Consider the following 20,595-nt stretch of genomic DNA (forward strand, 5'->3'; position numbering starts at 1 on the left):
CATGCCGGACCGCACCGACTACTCGGCTCTCATCGCCGGGCACACCGCCGTCATCGAGATGATCAACTCTGGTGACGCGGGTCTGCCGGTCCTGACCCAACTCCTCCGGGTGGCCCAGCCCGCGCTGGGCGCCGCCGGGATGGCGTTCGTGGAGTTCGCGCCCAGCGGCGGCCGGGTGATCGCCGCCACCGGTGCCGCCGAATGGACGTTGGGTCGGCCGCTGCCGGCCAACGACCCGGTCACCATCTGCCTGCTCGGGGGCCCTCGCGTGCAGAGCGTCCGGATCGATCAGCTCACCACCGCGCTCGCCACCGAACTGGCCCAGCGCGGCCTGCGGCGGATGGTCGCCTCGCGGGCGGAGATCGGTGGCCACACCGTCGGCAGCCTGCACGCCCTCTACCTGGCCGATGACGAGGAGCCCAGCACCGAACAGCGCGGGGTGGTCGGCTACCTCGGTTCCTGCATCGCCCACATGTACGGCGACCAGAGCGGCCTGCCGGTGCACGGCGACGGCCCGGTGGTGGCGGCGCTCGCCGACGGGCTGGCCGTCGTCGACCGGGACGCCCACGTCCGGCTCTGGAACCCGGCCGCCGCCCAGGTGACCGGCCGGTCCGCCGCCGAGGCGATCAACCAGCCGCTGCCCTTCCCGCTCCCGCCCTCCGGCCAGGTTCTCGACCACCGGATGCCGGACGGTCGCTGGCTGCGGATCACCTCCGGTGAACTGCCCGGCCCGGGCACCCTGCGGGTGGTCACCTTCCGGGACATCACCGACCAGCAGGCGCACGACCACGAACGGGATCTCTTCGTCGCGGTCACCAGCCATGAGCTGCGTACCCCGGTGACCGTGATCAAGGGGTACGCCGACACCCTCACCGACCACTGGGAGTCGCTGAGCGAACCCGACCGGCGGCAGGCGGCCCGGGTCATCGGTCAGCGGGCCAACGAGCTGGCCCGGCTGCTCGACCGGCTGCTCTCCTCCTCGGCCGAGGCCTGGCCGGGTGACGGGCCGCCGGCCCCCTTCGACCTCGGCGAGACGCTGCGGGTGGCAATCGCCGACCTGCCCACGGACCTGTTCCGCCGGGTCACCCTCCAGGTGCCGGCCGACCTGCCCAGGGCGGTCGGTCACCGGCAGAGCCTGGCCACCGTGCTGACCGAGCTGGTCACCAACGCCGGCAAGTACTCCCCACCCGGCTCCCTGATCGACGTCACCACCGGAGCCGACGGCCAGACGGTCTGTTTCCGGGTCAGCGACCGGGGCATCGGGGTCCGCCCGGAGCACGTCGAACGGGCCTTCGACCGGTTCTGGCAGGGCGACTCCGGCGACCGGCGCCGCTATCCCGGCACCGGTCTCGGCCTCTATCTCGTCCGCCGGATCGTTGAACAGCAGGATGGCTGGGTATTCCTTCGGCCGAGGAGCGGTGGGGGTACGGTCGCGGAGGTGCGGCTGCCCCGCAGGTGACGGTGGGAATCACGGGGGCGGAAGAGGGGCGGACGTGGCGACGGGAGCGGTCGAACGGGCGTGGTGTGTGGTGGTGCCGCACCACGCCAGCGGGGCACGCACCGCCCGGCACCGGCTCGCCGCCGAGCTGGCCGAGGCCGTCTCCCCGGCGGTGCTGGCGGATCTGGTCGCGGTCCTGGCCGAGCTGGTGGGCAACGCCGTCCGGCACGCCGACCCGCTGCCGGGCGGCGTGGTGCGGGTGGCCTGGCAGCTGCGGGCCACACCCGAGGGGTCGCAGCTCCGGCTGCGGGTCACCGACGGCGGCGCCGCCTGCGCCCCGCGGATCCGCCCGGCGGACACGGACGCGGCCGACGGTCGTGGCCTGCACATCGTCGCCGGCCTGGCCAGCCGCTGGGGCGTGGAACGTGACGGTCTCGGCCAGAGCGTCTGGGCCGACTTCGACCCGGTCCCCGATCGGCCGGCCCTGGTGACCGCCGGCTGAGTGCCGTACACCCGGTCGTCGCGGCAGGGGCGGGTCCGGCCCGCGCCGCCCGGCGGTGGGCTCTAGGCTGTGTCGCCGTGAGCAAGCGTCGAAAGAACCAGCGGGCCGCCACACCGTCCGGCAAGCGGGAGAGGGTGCGCGACGTCTTCGTCCCCCGGCCCTTCGAGGGGCTGACCGACGAGCCCGAGTGGATCGCCCTGCGGGAGCTGGTGCCCGCCGCCACTGCGCCGCTGCGGCTCACGCCGGCACTGGCCGACGAGTACGGTGACCGGCCGGTCACCCTGGCCACCGTGCTGCCGATGGCCGCTCCCGCGATGAGCCGGGCCGACGGGCACGTCCTCATCGGCCTCCAGCGCCACCTCCAGTCCGGTGACGTCTCCCGCGATCTGGCCGAGTCGCTGCTCTGCGCGCTGCGGACCGCGCCGGGCGCCCCGGTCGTGGTGCCGCCGCTGCCCGGCCCCGGTCCCCGGCTCCAGGACATCCTGATCGACGGCCCGCTGGAGGTCACCCTGCACGAGGGCTTCGAGTTCTGGCTGGTCCCGGAGGCCGCCGACGATCCGACCGTGCAGGCGTCCCTGGAACGGGCCAACGCGGCGATCTATCCGACGGTGGGACTGGCCGCGGCGCGGGCCGCGTACTGGTGCCGGGTGCCGGAAAAGGCCCACGTCCGCTGGGTGCTGCCCGAGGGCGAGGACGCCGCCCTGGACGCGCTGGCCCGACTCGGCGCGGCCGGCTCGCTGACCCTTGGCGAGGGGACGAAGTTCGCCGGGATGTTCCGTGCCCACGGGCGCCTCGCGCCGGTCTGGGACCTACCCGAGGAGGCCCCGGCCGGAGACTGGGAGCAGCCGGTCGCCGACTTCGCCAAGCGGTACGCCGACGCCCTGGCGGAGACCGGCCCGCTGGACGCCGCCGCCCGGCGGTCCCGGCAGGGCCTGCTCGGCCGCCAGCTCACCCTCCGCTGACCCAGGTCCCGCCCTGCTCCCGCAGCAGCGGGCAGGACATGCAGCGCGGGCCGCCCCGACCCGAACCCAGCTCGGAGCCGGCGATCGGGATGAGCTCGATCCCGGACCGCTCCAACTGCGCGTTGGTCTCGACGTTGCGCTCGTAGCCGACGCAGAGCCGGGGCGCCAGCGCCAGCGTGTTGTTGCCGTCGTCCCACTGCTCCCGCTCGGCGGTCACCGGGTCGAGCCCGGTGTCGATCACCTTTAGCCGGTCCAGGTCCATCGCGTCGGCGGCCGCCCGCAGGAACGGTGCCGGGCCGTCCACCCGTGGATCCTCGCCGTCCGTGCCGGCGATGACGGTGTACGCCGACAGCGTGCTGGCGACGTTCGGGTACATCAGCACGGTGTCGACGTCGACCATCGTGCAGATGGTGTCCAGATGCATGGTCGCCCGCTCCTGGGCGATCGGGACGACGAGGATGGTGTGTGCGAGCCGGGCCGCGAAGACCCGGCGGGCGAGCCGTTCGGCACCGGCGGGCGTGGTCCGCTCGCCCACCCCGACGGCGAGCACCCCCGGCGCCAGGAGCAGCACGTCGCCGCCCTCCAGATGCTCCAGGCCGGGACGGTAGACGAACTCGGTGCCGGCGAAGCGCGGGTGGTGCCGGTAGATCGCGTCGGTCAGCGTGGTCTCCCGCCGCCGGGCGGGCATCGCCAGGCTCGTCACCCCGACCCGGTTCCCGATCCACAGTGACGAGTCGCGGGTGAACAACAGGTTCGGCAGCGGGTCGATGATGAAGTCGTGGCGGTCCATCAGGGTGTAGACCAGGCCCCCGCGGCGGTCCCGGCCGAGCCGCAGCTCCTCGTGGGCCAGCCCGGCGACGAGGACGCCGGCGAGCGCGGCCGGATCGAGGTACGTCAGGTGCGCGGCGACCCGGGCGCGCAGGGTGTCGCCGAGCCGGGGCGAGGTGAGCACCTGCTCGGTCAGCTCGGCCCGGGCCTCCGCCACGGCCAGCGTCTCGGTGAGCAGGTCGGTGAGATAGAGCACCTCGACGCCCCGCGCGCGCAGCGCACTGGCGAAGGCGTCGTGCTCCTCCTGCGCCCGGCCCACCCATGGGATGGCGTCGAACAGCAGGGAGTCGTTGTTGCGTGGGGTGAGCCGGGCGAGTTCCGGCCCCGGCCGGTGCAACAGCACGGTGCCGAGCCGGCCCACCTCACTGTCCACGTAGTGGGTCACTCCCGAAGCGTAGGGCAGGGTTTGGCGGCATCCGGTAAAACAACCGTGGGTGAATATGGCATTCATCCACAGTCATTCCGGCGCTCCGGCTTGCCGACCACCGGGAGTGGCAACGTAGGGTAGTGAGAACGTAACTTCGAGGGACCTTTTGCCGGAGGTCGCGATGACTGTCTTCCCCGCTCGTCGAGCCGTACCGTCCGCCAGGGCGCTGCCGCCCGTGGCGGTGCCGCACCCACGGGTCGAGGCGACAGGGGTGGTGGCACCTCGCCCTTCCCCGTTGGAGTGGGCCCGCCGTCGCCGGGCCGAGCGGGGCGCCCGACGGCTGGAGGCGGCCGGCGCCCGTGCGCTCGGCCAGCTCGACCATCTCGGGCCGGCGTGGCACGTCATCGACTGGCCCCGCAACGACGCCGAAGCCCTGCTCGACGAGAGCGACGACAATCGCGCCGGGTTCCTCGCCATCGGTCCGAGCGGGCTCTTCGCCGTCACCATCGCCGACCATGGCCGGGCCCGCGTCCTGGTCGCCGGTGACGTGGTGCAGATCAACGGCAAGCGCCCGCCGTACGTCGCCGAGGCGCGCCGGGACGCCAGGCGGGCCAGCAAGGCGCTGACCTCGGCGGTCGGCCACCCGATCCCGGTGACGCCGGTGCTCACCTTCGTGGGCTCGGGGGTGATCAGCGTCTACGGCCTCCCCAAGGACTGCCTCATGGCGACCCACCGGGAGCTCGACCGGCTGCTCGTGGCCGGCGGCAACCGGATCAGCCCGGCCACCGCCGAGAAGCTGTCCCGAGTGGCACAGCACCCGGGCACCTGGTCGGCCGGCGGATACGCACCGGCTGCCGACTACCGGTGGTACGAGGACGGCCGAACGGCCGCTGACAAGCCGGCCGGCCGCCGGTAACGTCAGCGGCGACGCCACGCGGCCGGGCACGGCTCAGCTCCCGCCGGCCCGCGCGTCGCCGACCGGGCACTGATCAGCACCGACGGCCCGGGCGCCCCGCGCGGTCGGCGGTCGCTGCCGCGACCGGCTAGCGTGGACGTACCGTCGGTGTGCATAGGAGGCTCGGTGGCCCACGTCGAACTCTCGCTCTCGGAAGTGTTCGCGCCCTCTGCGGGGACATCGACAGAGCCGGGGTACGACAACATCGGCCGCTGGTCGGCCACGGTGTCCAGCGCCGACGAGCCCTGCCTGCTGATCGACGCCGAGACCCGGGTGATGGCCGTCTCCACCGCCGGTTGCGAGCTGCTCCGCCTGGGCGCACCGGAGGACGTGATCGGGCTGCCGCTGCTCGAAGGTGGGCTGCGCCTGCTGGACTTCACCGCCTACCGGGGCGAGTTGGCCGAGCCCGAGATCGACAAGATTCCGCCGCTGCTGGCGCTCTCCTCCGGCCGCCTGGCCCGTGGCCTGCTGCGGATCGAGACGGCTGCCGAGGGCACGCCGGACGCGACCGTGGACGCGATCTCCACGCCCGTGGTCGCCGACGGCGCCGTGGCGGGCTCGCTCACCTTCTTCTCCGAGGTCTGAGCTGCGGCCGATGCTGTCCGCTCCGCCGCCCCCGAGGACCACCCCCGGCTCGCCCGTCCCGCCCCGTCGCGCCGACGCCGGCCGGCTGGCCGGCGCTGCCGACCCTCGACGCTCGGCCGCTGTCGTGACGCTGGCCGGGCTCGTGCTGGCCGGGCTCCTGCTGGCCGGGTGCGGGGAGCCGCCGGAGGAGCCGCGCGGTCTGCCCACGCTGGCGCCCACGGCGACACCGAGCGGGTCGGCCACCCCGACGCCGCCGCCCGTCGACGGGCTGCCCGGCGGCGAGCCGCACCGCCCCTCCGCCGATCCGGGGCTGGTCGCGACCGCCTGTCCGGGTGATCCGACAGCACAGCGGATCATCGATCTGGTACGCGGCCGCAGCGGCCTGCTCGCGCGCGACGCGAAGGTCAGCGTCCGCAGCGGCCCGTTGTGCGCCGCCGGTTGGCAGTTCACCATCCTCGACGTGCGCGGATACGAGCCGCTACAGGTGGTCACCCGCGACCAGGGTGGCACGCTGCGCCTGGTCACCGCCGGCACCGACGTGTGCACGGTCGAGGTGCGGGTGGCCGGGCCACCCGGCCTTCAAACGCTGGCCTGCGGCAGTGAGGAGGGCGCCCTCCCGGTGCCGGTTCCCCCGCCGACACCGTCGGTACCCACGCCGTCGACGCCGTCGCCGTTGACGCCCACGCCGTCGGGCTCCTCGCCCGGCCCGGGTGCGTAGGCTGGGCACATGCCGGGAACGCCACCGACGCGCTTCGTCTACCTCGGGCCCGAGGGCACCTTCGCCGAGCAGGCGCTGCGTACGGTGCCCGCCGCCGAGCGGGGCAGCCGCACGCCGGCCCGCAGCGTCGGAGAGGCGCTGGAGGCCGTACGCACCGGCGAGGCGGATGCCGCCCTGGTCCCCCTGGAGAACTCGATCGGCGGCGCGGTCGGGGTGACCCTCGACGAGTTGGCCGAGGGGGAGCCGCTGGTGATCACCCGGGAGGTGATCCTGCCGGTGGAGTTCGTGCTCGGGGCGCGTCCGGCAACCTCGCTGCCGGCCGTACGCACCGTCGCGGCCCACCCCCAGGCGTCCACCCAGTGCCGGGGATGGCTGCGGACGCATCTGCCCGACGCGGTCGTGGTGGACGTGCTCTCCAACGGCGCAGCGGCGGCCGGCGCGGCCAGTGGCGAGTACGACGCGGCGATCTGCGCACCCATCGGCGCGACCCGGCACCGGCTCACCGTGCTGGCGGACAAGATCGCCGATCATCCCGACGCGGTGACCCGCTTCGCGCTGCTGTCCCGGCCCGGCCCGCCTCCGCCGCCCACCGGCGACGACGTGACGTCGCTCGCCGTCTACATCGCGCACGACCGGGTGGGCGCGCTGCTGTCCGTGCTGATGGAACTCGCGGTCCGGGGCGTCAACCTGACCCGGATCGAGTCCCGGCCCACGGGCGAGGCCCTCGGTCGGTACGTCTTCTTCCTCGATTGCACCGGCCACGTGGCCGACGTCCGGCTCGGCGAGGCGTTGCGGGGGCTACGGCGGGTCTGCGCCGAGGTGCGCTTCCTCGGCTCGTACCCCCGGCACCGCTGGGGCGGGATGACCGGGGAACGCCCGCTGCCCACCCCGGCCGGTCTCTCCGACGCCGACTACACCGACGCGGCCGCCTGGCTCGCCCGGCTGCGGGCCGGCGAGTTGGGCTGAGCGGCGGTTGGCCGCCCGGTGCCGTCAGCCCCAGCCCAGTTCGTGCAGCCGCGCGTCGTCGATGCCGAAGTGGTGGGCGATCTCGTGCACCACGGTCACGGCCACCTCGTCGACGACATCGTCGTCGGTGTGGCAGATGCGCAGGATCGGATTGCGGTAGATCAGGATCCGGTCCGGAAGGACGCCCGCGTAGTCCCAGCCCCGGTCGGTCAACGCGTGCCCCTCGTAGAGACCGAGCAGGTCCTCTCCCGGCGGCGGATCATCCTCCACCAGGATCACCACGTTGCTCATCAGCGCCAGCAGTTCCTCCGGAACCTCGTCCAGCGCCTCCCCCACCAACTCCTCGAACCGCTCGCGCCCCATCTCCACCGCCACGCCGCCATTCTTCCCCACCCCACCCGCGATCTTGCACTTCCGGTCTGCCCAGAACGGCGTAAACGCCACATAACGGCGACCAAAAGTGCAAGATCGACGCGGGTTGAGGTGGGGCGCGGGGGTCGCGGGGTGGGTTAGGAGGTCAGGCGGGCGGTGAGGGTGATGTCGGCGCCGGGCGAGAGCAGGCGGGAGATGGGGCAGTTCTGCTTGGCGGTCTCGGCCAGCTTGGCGAACTGCGCCTCGTCGATGCCGGGCACGTCGCCGACCGTGTCCAGCTCGATCCGGGTGACGGTGAAGCCGGCATCGGTCTTGTCGAGGTGCACCTTCGCGGTGGTCTCCACCGAGGTGGGCGTCGCGCCGGCGTCGGCGAGCGCCTTGGAGAAGGCCATCGAGAAGCAGCCGGCGTGCGCGGCGCCGATCAGCTCCTCGGGGTTGGTGCCCTCACCCTCCTCGAACCGGGACTTGAAGGAGTAGTTCCCCTGCAGCCCGCCCTTGCCGGTGCGGATGGTGCCGGAACCCTCGGGGAGGTTGCCCTGCCAGCGTGCGGAAGCGGTACGGATAGGCATGCACCTGACGCTAGTCCACCGGGCGTCGCGAGGCGACCGACCCGCCCCGGCCGCACCCTCAGCGTCCTCGGCACGGCGGGCCTGCTGTGCCATGATTCGACACGATCCACGGGCGCGCCAGCAGGAGAGGGTGACCGATGTGACCCACGACCTCCCCATCCCCCGTCAGGACGACCGCTCCGACGGCACCAGCGTGGTCGAGTGGGGCACGGAGGACGAGTCGCCCGCGACCGGTCGGCTCCGCCGGACGTTCGGCGGTCTCGGCCGCGACCACCGGGTGCCGATGCTGCTGGCCGGGCTCGGCGTGGTGGCGGCGCTGGCCTCACTGCTGGGCGAATGGTCGACGTTCATCATCCCCAACGGCGGTCCCGATCCCGCCACCCCGCTCGAAGTGACCAACGGCGTGTCCGACATCGGGCTGGGCTCCGCCTACCTGATCGGGCTCCTCGCGCTGGGTGCCACGGTTGCCCTCGCGCTGCGCGGCACGGCCGCCGTTCGGGCCAACGCCCGGGTCGCCGGGCTGGCACTCGCCGCCGGCGTGCTCGCGCTGCTCGCGGCGACCGTCTCGTCGCTCGACGACACGCTGCGGCGGAACATGATCTACAACACGGAGCTGACCTTCGACATCGAGTACGGGCGCGGCCTGATCGTCGCCTTTGTCGCCGTCGGGCTGTTCGCCGCGGCGCTCGCCCGCGCCCCGCGCGGGTCCGCCGGTCCGCCCGCCGCCACCGACCTCGCCGGCGCGCCGGACGACGATCCGGCAGCCCCGGACGGATGGCGTCGTCGGTCCCGGAAGCGCCCCGACGGCGAGCCGCCGGACGGGGCACGGCCGCCGGCCGACATCACCGTCACGCCGACGGTTCCCTTCGCCCGCGAGGCGCCACCCGACTGACCCGCGTCGACGGCCGGGTGATCGGGCAGGCCATCTCGGGGGCGTCGCCCGTTGGCACCCGATTCGCCTGGAAGCCATGGTTGCGACCTGTTCTGCGGGGTACGGTTGCTGCCCGCCGTCACGCCGGTCGCCGATCGACGAGGCGAACGGCTGGTCGCGACGGCGGCGGGCGAAGGAGGAACGATGAACCGCCCGGGCCTGCCCAAGCTGATCGCCACCGACCTCGACGGGACGCTCGTCCGCAGCGACGACACCGTCTCGGCCTACACCCACGAGGTCCTCGACCGGGTGCGCGCCGCCGGCATCCCGGTGGTCGGCGCCACCGGTCGCGGTCCCCGGCTGACCGAGCTGACCCGCAACGACATCCGCGCCGCGGACTTCCTCGTGCTGGCCGGCGGTGGCCGGGTGGTCGACCAGAGCGACCCCACCGGGCCGGTGGTGCTGCGTGACGAACGTCTCTCCAGCGAGGTGCTAGCCGTCCTGCTGGCCGATCTGGAGGCCGCGGTCGGCCCGCTGACGATCATGGTCGAGGCGTCGGACGAGCACGACGCCCCGCTCTGGGGCGACTATCACCCCGCCTGGCCCTACCAGGACGCGTTCGAGGTACGCACCCGCGACGAGTGCCTCGCCGGTGACGTGATCAAGGCGTTCGCGCGTACCGCCGATCACCACGTGGACGAGCTGCTGGCCGTCGCCCGACAGATCGTCCCGCCGCACCTGGCCACGCTCACCCAGGCCGGGCTGGGCTTCATCGAGATCTGCCCGCCCGGGGTGGACAAGGCGTCCGGGCTCAGCGTGATCGCACAGAGCCTCGGCGTGGACCCGGCCGACGTGCTGGTCTTCGGCGACATGCCCAACGACCTGCCGATGTTCGAGTGGGCCGGCTGGGGCCGGGTGGCCGTGGCCAACGCCCACCCGAGCCTGCGCGCGGTCGCCGACGACGTGACCCTGCGCAACGACGACGACGGGGTGGCGGTCTATCTCGACCGGCTACTCTCCCGGTGATGGATGGAACGCCACGCCTGATCGCCAGCGACATCGACGGCACGCTGCTGCGCGACGACCGTACGCTCAGCGCCCGCACCTCCGCGGTGCTGGCCCGGATCTCCGCCCAGGGCACGCCGGTCGTGCTGGTCACCGGCCGGCCGATCCGCTGGCTCCGGCTGGTGTACGACCAGTTGGCCGAGCCGCTGCCCGCGGTCTGCGCCAACGGCGCGGTGGTCTACGACCCGGTCACCGACGAGGTGCTGCGGGCCGACCCGCTGGCCCCGGAACTGCTCGCCGAGGTGGTCCGCCGGCTGCGGGCCGAGGTGCCCGGGGTGAGCCTGGCGGTCGAGGTGGTCGACGGCCGGCAGATGCGGCACGAGGCGCACTACCCGCTGCGCTGGGACGCCGACGACAAGGCGATCCGGGCCGTGGAGACCGCCGAGGAGCTGCTGTCGGCGCCGGCGGTGAAGGTGCTGGCGCGGGCCGGCGAGCAGGACCCGGACCGGTTCACCCAGTTGGTGGCCGCGGCCCTCGCCGGGCTGGCGGAGGCCACCCACTCCTCACACTCCGGCCTGGTGGAGATCTCGGCGGCCGGCGTGACGAAGGCCGCCGGGCTGGCATGGTACTGCCGCCGGATCGGGGTCACCGCGCCGGACGTGCTGGCCTTCGGCGACATGCCCAACGACGTGCCGATGCTCACCTGGGCGGGCCGGGCCGTGGCGGTGGCCAACGCGCACCCGGCCGTCCTGGCGATCGCTGACGAGGTCGCCTCGGCGAACTCCTCGGACGGCGTGGCCGCGTACCTGGAGAAGGTTTTCGGGGCGGACTGAGCCGGCGCCCGCCGGCGTGCGGTGCCAGCTCGGGCACCGCACGCTCAGCCGCGACGCGGCCGCCGGGGGACGGCCCTGCGGCGGGTCAGAGGTACTGGCCGGTGCTGTGCCCCTCGCCGCCGCCGGGCTGGCCCAGCCCGGGCATGCCCGGCAGCACCGCCCCGCCGGGCCCGCTGGGCAGCGCCTGCCGGCCGGAACGCATCTGCTCCAACTGCACCCGCGCGGCCATCTGCTGGGCGACCAGGGCCGCCTGGATGCCGTGGAAGAGCCCCTCCAGCCAGCCGACCAGCTGGGCGTGGGCGATGCGCAGCTCGCCCTCGCTGGGCGCCTGATCCTCGTTGAACGGCAGCGAGAGCCGCTCCAACTCCTCGCGCAGCTCGGGGGCGAGCCCCTCCTTCAGCTCGACGATCGACCGCTGGTGGATCTCCCGCATCCGGTGCCGGCTGGCGTCGTCCAGCGGGGCGGCCTTGACCTCCTCCAACAGCTGCTTGATCATGCTGCCGATCCGCATCACCTTGGCCGGCTGCTCGACCAGGCGCGACGGATCGTCGTCGGGCCCGTCGTCGGTCTGCACCGTGCCGACGGGCCGGCCGTCCGGCCCGACCACCACCACGGTTCCGGAGTGCCCGGTGCCGTCCCGGGCGGGCTCGTCGTTCTGTCCAGCGGAGTGCGGTTCGGTCATGCCATCCATCTTTACCCAGTGGCCGCCACCGCCGCCCGCCGGCCCGCTGGTCCCACCCTCGGGCGGGGTGTCCGCATCCCCGGGCCGCGGTGAACCGCGCTACCGTCGCCCGATGCCCTCCGATCCCCGGGCGGTGCTCACCCGCCCCGCGCCCGAGCCGGACGTGACCGTCGCCTACGGCGAGCACCCGGACCAGATCGCCGACCTGCGCCGGCCGGTCGGCTCCGGGCCGCCCCGACCGCTGGTGGTCGTGGTGCACGGGGGTTTCTGGCGCGCGGAGTACGACCGACGGCACACCGGCCCGCTGGCAGCCGCGCTGGCCGCGCTCGGGCACCCGGTCGCCCAGTTGGAGTACCGGCGGACCGGACAACCCGGCGGTGGTTGGCCCCATACCCTGACCGACGTGTTGGCCGGCGTGTCCGCGCTGCCGGGGTTGGCCGGCGCCGCGCTCCCCGGACGGATCGCGCCGGCACCGCCGATCCTGATCGGCCACTCGGCGGGCGGGCACCTCGCGCTGTACGCGGCGGCCCACGCGCCCGGCGTCGTCGGCGGGGTGCTGGCCCTCGCGCCGGTCGCGGACCTGACCGAGGCGTACCGGCTGGATCTGGACGCCGGTGCGGTGGCCGCGCTGCTCGGCGGCGGACCGGCCGACGTACCCGAGCGGTACGCCACCGCCGATCCACGGTCACTGGTACCCCTACGACAACGCACCGTAGTGATTCACGGCACGCTGGATCAGCACGTACCGGTCGGCATCTCCCGGGCCTATGTGGCGGCCGGACGGGCCGCAGGCGCCGATGTCCGGCTAGTTGAGCTGCCAGAATGCGAGCATTTCGGGCTCATCGACCCCGAGTCAGCGGCCTGGCCGGAGATAACCGGCGCGTTGCGGTCTCTGCACGAAGATCACTAGCCATTGACGCAGCGTCGCCGAGCAGGTAGAACGCCGGAGGGGCGGGGATCCCGCCCGGCAACATATTGTTGAAGGGAACCCGGTGTCGCAGATGAACCGCAGGCGGGCACTCCAACTGCTGGCCGCACTCGGTACGGGCGGACTCGTCGCTGGGTGCGGCTCCGACGATGGCGAGCAGGAACCGACCAGCACACCGAGTCCGATCAAGATCGGGCTCATCGCGCCACAGTCCGGTGCGGGCAAGGCCATCGGTGACGAGTTGGCCAACGGATTCGACCTCTACCTGGACCTCAACGAGCGACGCCTCGGCGGCCACCCCGTCGACCTGCTCACGGCCGACGAGGGCGACAACGTCAAGTCCGGCCAGGCCGCCGTCGACGGATTGCTCAAGCAGGGCGTGCTCGCCATGACCGGGGTCGCCAGTTCGTCGGTCATGTTCGGTATCCGGGACGTCGTCGAACAGGCCCGCGTCCCGCTGATCGGTTCCAACGCCTCCCCGTCGAGCCTGCAGAGCGTCGTCTACATCTGGCGTACGTCGTACGTGCTCGACGAGGCGGGCCGGGCGCTCGGCCGCTACCTGAAGGACGAACTCGGTCCCGCCGACCGGGTCGCGACGATCCTGCCGGAAGGGATCGTCGGCGTCGAGGACGTGCTGGCCGGCTTCCGGCAGGAGTTCGGCGAGTCCGACCCGCGCATCGCCAGCCAGGTGGTCTGGACCTCCGGCAGCAGCAACCCCGGCAAGACCGCCTACGTCTCCGACATCAACCGGGCGCTGGCCAACAACCCCGCGGTCGTCTTCTGCTTCTACTCCGGTCCGGCGGCGGCGGAGTTCATCATGCAGCTGCGCGACGCCGGTTTCCGGGGCAGGATCTACGCCCCCGGCTTCCTCACCGAGGGCACGGTGCTGGAGAGCATCAGGCCGGCCAACGACGCGCTCGGCATCCGGACGGCGTTGAACTACTCGGCCGACCTCAACAACGCGGCCAACCGCCGGTTCGCCTCGGCGTACCGCAAGAAGCACAACCTCTCGCCGACCACGTACGCGATGGCCTCCTACGACGCGGCCAAGGTGCTCGACCAGGCGATCCGCCTCGCCGGCCCCGCACCCACCCCGCAGCAGGTCAACCTCGCGCTGGGCCGGATCGGGCAGATCGACAGCCCGCGCGGCGCGTGGCAGTTCAACCAGCCGCGCACCCCCCAGCAGAAGTGGTACCTGCGCGAGGTGCAGCGCGACGGTCAGGTGCTGTCGAACGTGCTGGTCAACGAACTGGCGACGCTCGGCTGAGTCGATGCGCGAAGGGCCGGCCTCCGAGTGGAGGCCGGCCCTTCGTCGTCGAAGCTCAGTGCCGCAGCTCCGCGATGCAGCACTTCACGCTGCCGCCGCCCTTCTTGAGTTCGGCCAGTTCCACGGGCAGGGGCGTGTAGCCGGCCGCCTTGAGCCGGCCGGCGAGCCGGGTCGCCTCGCTGTTGAGCACCACGTTGGCGCCGTCGCTGACCAGGTTCAGCCCGAAGGCGAGGGCGTCCTCGTCGTCCGCGAGCACCGCGTCGGGGAAGAGCTGGGCGAGCACCCGCTGACTGGCCGCCGAGAAGGCCCCGGGGTAGTAGACGACGTTGCCGTCGTCGATCGAGGCGAGCGCCACGTCCAGGTGGTAGAAGCGCGGGTCGACCAGCCGCAGCGAGACCACCGGACGGCAGAGCGCCTCCTGCGCCTCGGCATGCGCCGGCAGCTCCGTACGGAAGCCGTGCCCGGCCAGGATGAGTCCCCCGTGCGCCTCCGGCAGGTACGCGAAGTCGCCCTCGCCCTCGTTGGTCTCGTTCGGCGCGATGAACCGCCAGCCCCGCGACTCGTAGAAGGCCCGGTGCGCGGCCGCCTCGGCGGCCCGCTGCTGGTGCTTGAACCGCGCCCCGTAGACCGTCCCGTCCACCACGAAGGCACCGTTGGCGGCGTAGACCATGTCGGGCAGGCCGGGCTCGGGGGCCAGCAGGTGTACCTCATGGCCGAGACCGAGCAGGGTCTCCCGCAGGCGGTCCCACTGCTTGACCGCCAGCGCCGCGTCGACCGGGGCGGTCACGTCCATCCACGGGTTGATCGCGTACTCGACCGCGAAGTGCTCGGGCGAGCACATGAGATATGTCCGCTTTCGCGACACTCGCTGCTGGTTCACGGTGACCAAGGGTAGGTAGGGTAGAACTTTGGTAACAGCCGAAAACATTGCTTCTCTCAGGCGGAACATTGCAGATCGACGCCGTTGACCAGCGAATCATTGCTTTGCTCGTGGCTGACGCCCGCGCCTCGTACGCGGACATCGGCACCCGGGTGTCGCTCTCCGCTCCGGCGGTCAAGCGGCGGGTCGACCGGCTGCGGGCGACCGGGGTGATCCGGGGATTCACGGCCATCGTCGACCCGGCGTCGGTCGGGTGGACCACCGAGGCCTTCGTGGAGCTGTTCTGCGCCGGCCGGACCACCCCGGCCCAGATCGGTGCCGCGGTGCGGCGCCACCCCGAGGTAGTCGGCGCGTACACCGTCTCCGGCGAGGCCGACGCGCTGGTGCACCTGCGCGCCGCCGACATCGCCCACCTGGAGGAGGCGTTGGAGCGGCTGCGGGCCGAGACGTTCGTGACCTCCAGCCGCAGCACGATCGTGCTCTCCCGGCTGGCCGAGTCCCCCGGCGTCGGCCCCTCCACCGGCTGAGCCCCGGCCCACGGCTGCGACCTGGCTCCGCGCGGCACGACCGGGGCGGTGCGCGGCACGACCGGGGCGGTGCGAGCCGCGCGGCGAGACCGTAGCCGGGGCGGGGAACCGGCGCCGGGATCGCCGCGTCGAAGCGGCCATGAACCGGGGAACGAAGGCTGTCGCGGTCGGCGGCACGCTGCTCGCGCTCGCGCTGCTCGCCGGCAGCATCGCCACGCCGGAACCGGCGTCGCGCGCACCCGGCCGCGTCGGGCCGCCGATGGTGCCGGTCGGCCTGGTCTCCTTCGACTCCTGCGCCGACGCCCTCACCGAGCTGCGCGCGGCGGCCAGCTCGGCGGTCGGCCCCTACGGCTTCCCCGGTGACGGGTTGCTGCTCAGTGCCGGCCGGGTGACCGCCGCCGGCGCCGAGTCGACGGTGCGGACCTTCGCCGGCGCCCCGGGCGACGCCGCGAGCCAGGACGCCGGTGCGGGTCACTCGACGACGAACAACCACGAGGCCGGCGCGGACGAGCCCGACCTGGTGAAGACCGACGGTCGGCGGATCGTCACGGTCACCGACGGCGTGCTGCGGGTGGTGGACCCGGCCGGCCGCCGGGTCGTCGGGAAGCTCGACCTGACCGACGGGCGGGAGGAGTGGCGCTGGCCGGAGCACCGGCTGCTGCTGCTCGGCGACCGCGCGCTGGTGCTCGGCGAGGACGTGCCCGACCCGGCATTCGACTACCGGTCGATCAGGCCCGTCGGGTGCGACCCGCCTGCTGCTGGTCGATCTGGCCGGCCAGCCCCGGGTGCTCGGCACGTACCGGATCCAGGGCAGCACCGTCGACGCCCGGCTGACCGGCGACACGGCCCGGGTGGTGGTCCGCGCGACGGCCCGCCTGGAGTTCCCGCTCGACGGCGACGGCAGCGATCCGGCCCGGATCAAGCGGAACCGCGAGGTGATCGCGCGGGCCGGTGTCGAGGCGTGGCTGCCGGAGTACGAGTGGACGGCGGGACGTGAGCGGCACACTGGGCGGGTCGGCTGCGACCGGCTCAGCCGCCCGGAGCGGATGACCGGCTCGTCCACGCTCACCGTGCTCAGCTTCGACCTCACCGCCGACCGGCTCGGCGACGGCGACCCGGTCGGTGTCGCGGCCGACGCCGACACCGTCTACGGCACGGCGACCAGCCTCTACCTGGCCGGTCAGCGACCGATGCCGGTGGTCACCACGCCCCGCTGGCGGCCGTCCTCGGCCGACCAGGTCACCGAGATCTACCAGTTCGACACCGGCGCGGCGGGCCGTCCCCGCTTCCTCGCCGCCGGTGCGGTGCCGGGTTGGCTGATCAACCAGTACGCGCTCTCCGAGTGGGCGGGGCACCTGCGGGTGGCCACCACCACCGGCGACGTCTGGGGCGAGGGACGGACCTCCGAGTCGGCCGTACGCGTCCTGCGCCGCGACGGCGGGGCACTGGTGCAGGTCGGCGCGGTCGGTGGTCTGGGACGGGGCGAACGCATCTACTCGGTGCGCTACCTCGGGCCGGTCGCGTACGTGGTGACCTTCCGGCAGACCGACCCGCTCTACTCGCTCGACCTGGCCGACCCGGCCGCGCCGAGGGTCACCGGCGAGCTGAAGATCACCGGCTACTCGGGTTACCTGCACCCGCTGCCCGAGGGCCGGCTGCTCGGCGTCGGCCAGGAGGCCGACCGCGAGGGGCGGACCGAGGGCGTGCAGGTGTCCCTCTTCGACGTCCGCGATCCGGCCCGGCCGGACCGGCTGGACCAGTGGCACCTGCCCGGCGGGTGGTCGAGCGCCGAACACGACCCGCACGCCTTCCTGTACCGGCCGGACACCGGCCTGGTGGCGCTGCCCGTCGACGCCGGCATCCGGCTGCTGCGGGTCACCGGCGACACGATCAGCGAGATCGGTGCGGTGACGCACCCCAGCGTAGAAACCGCCGGGACCTGGCGCCGGGCGGCGTCGGTACGCCGGTCGCTGGTGATCGGCGACGTGCTCTGGACCGTCTCCGACGCCGGCCTGCGGGCCACCGATCCGGCCACCGCCCGGAGCCTGGGCTGGATCGCCTCGACCTGAACCTTCCTCCCCCGCGGGTGGGGCCCGGTTCCTCGGGGTTTCCGGGCCCCACCCGCCTTGACCTCACCCGTGGTTGAGGTAGTCGACTGACGGCGTGGGCCCATCGACAGCGAGGGGGAGCGATGCGGGCGGTGTGGTTGTCCGAGTTCGGCGGACCGGAGGTGCTGGTGCCAGGCACCGCGGCCGATCCGGTGCCCGGTACCGGTCAGGTGCTGATCGACGTGGTGCACGCGAACATCACCTTCGTGGAGACCCAGTTCCGGGCGACCGGCTTCGGACCGTCGGCCGCGCCGCTGCCGGTGATCCCGGGTAACGGCGTCGGTGGGCTGATCGGCGCGGTCGGGGCGGACGTCGATCCGGGACTCGTCGGCCGGCGGGTGGTCAGCGGCACCGGCGGTTCCGGGGCGTACGCCGAGCGGGTCGTCGTTGACGCGGCGACGCCGGTGGCGGTACCGGACGGGCTGCCCCTGGACCAGGCGGTGGCCCTGCTCGCCGACGGGCGTACGGCGCTGATGCTAGCCGACGCGGCCGGCCTGCGACCCGGCGACCGGGTGCTGGTCGAGGCCGCCGCCGGTGGGGTGGGCAGCCTGCTCGTCCAGCTCGCGGCCCGCGCCGACACGCGGGTGGTCGGGCTCGCCGGCGGTACGCGCAAGACGGCGCTGCTGCCCGAACTGGGCGCGCGGCTCGCCGTCGACTACCGCGAACCCGACTGGGCCAGGCGGGTACGGTCGGCGCTCGGCGCGGTCGACGTGGTCTTCGACGGAGTGGGCGGCGCGATCGGACGGACGGCGTTCGAGCTGCTCGACCCGGGCGGCCGGATGCTCAGCTTCGGACTGGCCAGCGGCGAGTGGGCCGACATCGGTGCCGAGGCCGCCGCCGAGCGGGGCGTGACGCTGATCCGGCCGGCGCCGACGCCCGCGCAGCTGCGGGCGTACACCGAGCGGGCGCTGGCGGAAGCGGCGGCCGGCCGGCTGCGCGCGGTGATCGGCCAGCGATTCCCGCTGGACCGCGCGGCCGACGCGCACGCGGCGATCGGCGCCCGCGCCACGGTCGGCAAGACCCTGCTCGACGTACGCTGACCGCCGCTCACAGGTACATGCCGGTGCGGTGCTCGCCGCGCCCCGGCTTGTCCCCCTCGCCGAAGAACCGCTTGCCACCGAACTCGCCGTGCAGGCGGTCGTCCAGCTCGTCCGCGAGCCCGGTCATCACCTGCATTGCCAGCATCAGATGGGTCGGCTGGAAGTTGCGGCCGAAGACCGGGATCGACGCCCACACGGTGTCGTCGGCACAGTAGAGGCGCCCGATCGGCATCCGGTTGGTCAGCTCGGACAGCTTGACGTAGAGCCGCTCGGTGGGCTCCACCTCGGTGAGCACCGGGGAGAAGACGTCCACCAGTGGCGGGTTGTCGCGGACCCGGACGAAGACCATCGCCGAGCCGGCCCGGATGTTGATGTCGCCGTCGGAGTCGACCTGGAGCCGGTCGGAGTCCGACCTGAGCATGGTCGACACGACCGTACGGACCCGCTCGGCCAGATCCAGCACCTCGGTGTCCACGCCGCCCTCGCCCGTGGCGGCCAGCGCCTTCTCCAGCTCGGTGCCGATCTCCCGTGCCAGGTTGACCTCGCTGCGCGCGGTGCCCAGTGCCTGCCCGGGGAGCGGCTCGCCCGCACTGTCCTCGATCACGTAGACCAGGAAGGCCGGATGCGGGGCACCGTAGATGTCCCGCAGGGTACGCGACAGCAGCGCGGCCAACCGGGTGGTCTCGTCCACCGCGCAGTCCAGCCCGAACTGGTCTCCCGAGCCCTCCACCACACCCGGCGGCGACCAGCCCAGCGCGACCATGTCGGCGACCGCCGCGCGGTCCAGCCGGTAACCCTGCGGCAGGGTCGCGTTGCCCACCGCCCGGGCGGCGAACCGGCCCTCCGTCCCGACCTCGACATAGACGGAGTAGATGGCGTCGTCGGTGCCGGAGGCGGTCGGATCGAGGGTCAGCCCCACGCGCGCTCCCGGCGGTAGCGCGGACAACCGGTCGGCCAGCGCCCGGGCAAACTCCCGCCATGCCTGAGTCACCTTCGCCCGCAGATCGGTCGTGCTCGGCTCGTCGAGCAGGATCGACTCATGGTGCGCCGGCGTGCCGGGCGGCGCCGAGGGGTGGTCTGCCGTCATGATCGCCTCCGTCCGTTCCGGTCACCCTACCCAGCCGCCCGAGGGGACGGACCGGCGCGGACCGTGATCGGACAACGCCGGTCAGTCGGTACGGGTGATCCGGCCCCGCCGGGTCGGCACGAGGCTGCCAATCGGTCATTCGGTGCGGTGGTCCGGTCCCGCCGGGTCGGCACGGGGTTGCCGGTCGCCGCCCAGCTCGATCGGCCAGATGCCGGCCAGCGCGGCGAGACGGGCCGCCGTCACGGCCGGATCCGCGCCCTGTCCGACGGCCAGGCCGAGCAGGTACGCGGTGACCGGGGCACCCGGCCGCAGCACCTGGTGGGCCACGTCCCGGGCGAGGTCGAGCACGGTGGGCACCGGCACCTGCGCCGGGTCGAGACCCAGCTCCGCGCAGGCGGCCGTGACCCAGTCGTCCATCACCGTCATCGCGTCCACTCCTCCGCCCGGCGTACGTCACGCTCAGTGTCGCAGTCGAACCAGGGCTCCGGGCCGTCGCCGGTCCACGCCACCTCGCGGACGGCCAGATCGGTCAGCAGATCCCGCAGCGGTGCACCGGCCAGCTCACCACCACGCCGTCCGGCGAGCCGGTCCAGGGCGGTACGCAGGGCGTCCGGTCGCCACACCCCACACAGCGTCTGCCGCCGCCCCAACCCGTCCACAAAGCACACTCCGTCCACGCCCACGCTCCCGATACCCGGCGGTATCCCGACACCTGCCGGCCTCGCGGTGCTCGGTGTTCCGGTGCCTGAACCGCTGTGGAGGTCGGTGCCGTGCAGGTGGCGCAGCAACTCGCCGACGGCGGCCCGGGTCAACAGCGGCAGGTCGGCGGCGAGCAGGGCGACGGCCGGCACGTCGGGATCAAGCAGGTCCAGCCCTGCCGCGATGGCGGGAACCGGCCCGCCGCCGGGCGGTACCTCGCGGGTCAGCCGTACTCCCGTGAGCGCCGGCCCGGGCCCGACCAGGATCCGGGGCGCCGCATCGGCAACCGCGGCGAGCACCCGCTCGCGCATCGGCACCCCGCCCACGGGCAGCGCCGGCTTGTCCCGCCCACCCATCCTCCGTGCCGACCCCCCCCCCCGCCAGCACCACCGCCCCATACACCACC

Annotated in this window: 22 protein-coding genes and 1 pseudogene; 15 read left to right on the plus strand and 8 right to left on the minus strand. The window is 73.5% G+C overall.

Annotated features, from left to right (window positions below):
* The first annotated feature begins 1 nt into the window (after position 1).
* The 3 genes from O7615_RS12230 to O7615_RS12240 all read left to right on the plus strand — a co-directional run bounded on the left by O7615_RS12230 (position 2) and on the right by O7615_RS12240 (position 2,902).
* Positions 2-1,459, plus strand: a complete 1,458-nt coding sequence (locus O7615_RS12230) for an ATP-binding protein (protein WP_278177584.1) — start codon at positions 2-4, stop codon at positions 1,457-1,459.
* Between the two features lie 67 nt (positions 1,460-1,526).
* On the plus strand, positions 1,527-1,940 hold the full coding sequence (locus O7615_RS12235) for an ATP-binding protein (protein ID WP_278182075.1): 414 nt from the start codon (positions 1,527-1,529) through the stop codon (positions 1,938-1,940).
* 77 nt (positions 1,941-2,017) lie between these two features.
* Positions 2,018-2,902 carry a DUF5926 family protein gene (locus O7615_RS12240; RefSeq protein ID WP_278177585.1) on the plus strand — a complete coding sequence of 295 codons (885 nt, stop codon included), beginning with the start codon at positions 2,018-2,020 and terminating at the stop codon, positions 2,900-2,902.
* Here O7615_RS12240 and O7615_RS12245 read toward each other — a convergent pair.
* Positions 2,889-4,115: an arginine deiminase gene (locus O7615_RS12245; RefSeq protein ID WP_278177586.1), complete on the minus strand. Its 1,227-nt coding sequence runs from the start codon at positions 4,113-4,115 to the stop codon at positions 2,889-2,891. The genes O7615_RS12240 and O7615_RS12245 overlap by 14 nt on opposite strands.
* 163 nt (positions 4,116-4,278) lie before the next feature.
* On the opposite strand from O7615_RS12245, the gene O7615_RS12250 reads away from it, so the two are divergent.
* The 4 genes from O7615_RS12250 to pheA all read left to right on the plus strand — a co-directional run bounded on the left by O7615_RS12250 (position 4,279) and on the right by pheA (position 7,321).
* Complete coding sequence (locus tag O7615_RS12250) at positions 4,279-5,013, plus strand: hypothetical protein (RefSeq protein WP_278177587.1); 735 nt, start codon at positions 4,279-4,281, stop codon at positions 5,011-5,013.
* Positions 5,014-5,178: 165 nt separating this feature from the next.
* The gene (locus O7615_RS12255) at positions 5,179-5,637 is read left to right on the plus strand and encodes a PAS domain-containing protein (RefSeq protein WP_278177588.1); all 459 of its coding nucleotides are present in this window, start codon (positions 5,179-5,181) and stop codon (positions 5,635-5,637) included.
* A gap of 10 nt (positions 5,638-5,647) precedes the next feature.
* Positions 5,648-6,355: a hypothetical protein gene (locus tag O7615_RS12260; protein ID WP_278177590.1), complete on the plus strand. Its 708-nt coding sequence runs from the start codon at positions 5,648-5,650 to the stop codon at positions 6,353-6,355.
* 9 nt (positions 6,356-6,364) lie between these two features.
* Entirely contained in the window at positions 6,365-7,321 is a 957-nt protein-coding gene (pheA, locus tag O7615_RS12265; protein WP_278177592.1) for a prephenate dehydratase, read from the plus strand.
* A 24-nt stretch (positions 7,322-7,345) separates the two neighbouring features.
* On the opposite strand, the gene O7615_RS12270 is transcribed toward pheA, so the two are convergent.
* Positions 7,346-7,690: a metallopeptidase family protein gene (locus O7615_RS12270; RefSeq protein ID WP_278182076.1), complete on the minus strand. Its 345-nt coding sequence runs from the start codon at positions 7,688-7,690 to the stop codon at positions 7,346-7,348.
* 140 nt (positions 7,691-7,830) lie between these two features.
* Positions 7,831-8,262 (minus strand): OsmC family protein, encoded by a 432-nt coding sequence (locus O7615_RS12275; protein WP_278177593.1) that lies wholly within the window; start codon positions 8,260-8,262, stop codon positions 7,831-7,833.
* 130 nt (positions 8,263-8,392) lie between these two features.
* Between O7615_RS12275 and O7615_RS12280 the strand changes: the two genes are divergently transcribed.
* The 3 genes from O7615_RS12280 (at position 8,393) to O7615_RS12290 (ending at position 10,971) form a co-directional block, all read left to right on the plus strand.
* The gene (locus O7615_RS12280) at positions 8,393-9,154 is read left to right on the plus strand and encodes a hypothetical protein (RefSeq protein WP_347405083.1); all 762 of its coding nucleotides are present in this window, start codon (positions 8,393-8,395) and stop codon (positions 9,152-9,154) included.
* Positions 9,155-9,337: 183 nt separating this feature from the next.
* The gene (locus O7615_RS12285) at positions 9,338-10,159 is read left to right on the plus strand and encodes an HAD hydrolase family protein (protein WP_278177594.1); all 822 of its coding nucleotides are present in this window, start codon (positions 9,338-9,340) and stop codon (positions 10,157-10,159) included.
* The gene (locus O7615_RS12290) at positions 10,159-10,971 is read left to right on the plus strand and encodes an HAD family hydrolase (protein ID WP_278177595.1); all 813 of its coding nucleotides are present in this window, start codon (positions 10,159-10,161) and stop codon (positions 10,969-10,971) included. Before O7615_RS12285 ends, O7615_RS12290 begins: the two co-directional genes overlap by 1 nt.
* A gap of 85 nt (positions 10,972-11,056) precedes the next feature.
* Here O7615_RS12290 and O7615_RS12295 read toward each other — a convergent pair whose 3' ends face one another.
* On the minus strand, positions 11,057-11,662 hold the full coding sequence (locus O7615_RS12295) for a bacterial proteasome activator family protein (protein WP_278177596.1): 606 nt from the start codon (positions 11,660-11,662) through the stop codon (positions 11,057-11,059).
* A gap of 103 nt (positions 11,663-11,765) precedes the next feature.
* Here O7615_RS12295 and O7615_RS12300 point away from each other — a divergent pair, with 103 nt between their 5' ends.
* Entirely contained in the window at positions 11,766-12,563 is a 798-nt protein-coding gene (locus tag O7615_RS12300; protein ID WP_278177598.1) for an alpha/beta hydrolase, read from the plus strand.
* 82 nt (positions 12,564-12,645) lie between these two features.
* Positions 12,646-13,848 carry an ABC transporter substrate-binding protein gene (locus O7615_RS12305; protein WP_278177599.1) on the plus strand — a complete coding sequence of 401 codons (1,203 nt, stop codon included), beginning with the start codon at positions 12,646-12,648 and terminating at the stop codon, positions 13,846-13,848.
* 55 nt (positions 13,849-13,903) lie between these two features.
* Here the strand turns inward: O7615_RS12305 and ddaH are convergent, their stop codons facing one another.
* Positions 13,904-14,737, minus strand: a complete 834-nt coding sequence (ddaH, locus tag O7615_RS12310) for a dimethylargininase (RefSeq protein ID WP_278177600.1) — start codon at positions 14,735-14,737, stop codon at positions 13,904-13,906.
* A 59-nt stretch (positions 14,738-14,796) separates the two neighbouring features.
* Between ddaH and O7615_RS12315 the strand changes: the two genes are divergently transcribed.
* The 3 genes and pseudogenes from O7615_RS12315 to O7615_RS12325 all read left to right on the plus strand — a co-directional run bounded on the left by O7615_RS12315 (position 14,797) and on the right by O7615_RS12325 (position 18,403).
* Positions 14,797-15,255, plus strand: coding sequence for an Lrp/AsnC family transcriptional regulator (locus O7615_RS12315; RefSeq protein ID WP_278177601.1), 459 nt, complete (start codon positions 14,797-14,799; stop codon positions 15,253-15,255).
* 139 nt (positions 15,256-15,394) lie between these two features.
* Positions 15,395-17,324: pseudogene (locus tag O7615_RS12320) on the plus strand (beta-propeller domain-containing protein).
* A 122-nt stretch (positions 17,325-17,446) separates the two neighbouring features.
* The gene (locus tag O7615_RS12325) at positions 17,447-18,403 is read left to right on the plus strand and encodes a zinc-binding dehydrogenase (RefSeq protein ID WP_278177602.1); all 957 of its coding nucleotides are present in this window, start codon (positions 17,447-17,449) and stop codon (positions 18,401-18,403) included.
* Positions 18,404-18,410: 7 nt separating this feature from the next.
* Here O7615_RS12325 and O7615_RS12330 read toward each other — a convergent pair whose 3' ends face one another.
* The 3 genes from O7615_RS12330 to O7615_RS12340 form a co-directional block, all read right to left on the minus strand.
* A complete protein-coding gene (locus O7615_RS12330) occupies positions 18,411-19,490 on the minus strand; it encodes a hypothetical protein (protein ID WP_278177603.1) in 1,080 nt (359 codons plus the stop codon).
* 135 nt (positions 19,491-19,625) lie between these two features.
* Positions 19,626-19,916 carry a DUF6457 domain-containing protein gene (locus tag O7615_RS12335; RefSeq protein ID WP_278177604.1) on the minus strand — a complete coding sequence of 97 codons (291 nt, stop codon included), beginning with the start codon at positions 19,914-19,916 and terminating at the stop codon, positions 19,626-19,628.
* Positions 19,913-20,545 (minus strand): NTP transferase domain-containing protein, encoded by a 633-nt coding sequence (locus O7615_RS12340; protein WP_347405084.1) that lies wholly within the window; start codon positions 20,543-20,545, stop codon positions 19,913-19,915. Before O7615_RS12340 ends, O7615_RS12335 begins: the two co-directional genes overlap by 4 nt.
* Positions 20,546-20,595 lie beyond the last annotated feature (50 nt).

It is taken from the genome of Micromonospora sp. WMMD1082 (assembly GCF_029626175.1).
Classification (GTDB): domain Bacteria; phylum Actinomycetota; class Actinomycetes; order Mycobacteriales; family Micromonosporaceae; genus Micromonospora.

Excerpts from the sequence above, each read along its gene's own strand:
- O7615_RS12330 (WP_278177603.1), bottom strand. The coding sequence starts at position 19,490 with ATGACGGCAGACCACCCCTCGGCGCCGCCCGGCACGCCGGCGCACCAT.
- O7615_RS12325 (WP_278177602.1), top strand. The coding sequence starts at position 17,447 with ATGCGGGCGGTGTGGTTGTCCGAGTTCGGCGGACCGGAGGTGCTGGTG.
- O7615_RS12290 (WP_278177595.1), top strand. The coding sequence starts at position 10,159 with ATGGATGGAACGCCACGCCTGATCGCCAGCGACATCGACGGCACGCTG.
- O7615_RS12335 (WP_278177604.1), bottom strand. The coding sequence starts at position 19,916 with ATGACGGTGATGGACGACTGGGTCACGGCCGCCTGCGCGGAGCTGGGT.
- O7615_RS12250 (WP_278177587.1), top strand. The coding sequence starts at position 4,279 with ATGACTGTCTTCCCCGCTCGTCGAGCCGTACCGTCCGCCAGGGCGCTG.
- O7615_RS12275 (WP_278177593.1), bottom strand. The coding sequence starts at position 8,262 with ATGCCTATCCGTACCGCTTCCGCACGCTGGCAGGGCAACCTCCCCGAG.
- O7615_RS12230 (WP_278177584.1), top strand. The coding sequence starts at position 2 with ATGCCGGACCGCACCGACTACTCGGCTCTCATCGCCGGGCACACCGCC.
- O7615_RS12300 (WP_278177598.1), top strand. The coding sequence starts at position 11,766 with ATGCCCTCCGATCCCCGGGCGGTGCTCACCCGCCCCGCGCCCGAGCCG.
- pheA (WP_278177592.1), top strand. The coding sequence starts at position 6,365 with ATGCCGGGAACGCCACCGACGCGCTTCGTCTACCTCGGGCCCGAGGGC.
- O7615_RS12340 (WP_347405084.1), bottom strand. The coding sequence starts at position 20,545 with ATGGGTGGGCGGGACAAGCCGGCGCTGCCCGTGGGCGGGGTGCCGATG.
- O7615_RS12285 (WP_278177594.1), top strand. The coding sequence starts at position 9,338 with ATGAACCGCCCGGGCCTGCCCAAGCTGATCGCCACCGACCTCGACGGG.
- O7615_RS12260 (WP_278177590.1), top strand. The coding sequence starts at position 5,648 with ATGCTGTCCGCTCCGCCGCCCCCGAGGACCACCCCCGGCTCGCCCGTC.
- O7615_RS12295 (WP_278177596.1), bottom strand. The coding sequence starts at position 11,662 with ATGGATGGCATGACCGAACCGCACTCCGCTGGACAGAACGACGAGCCC.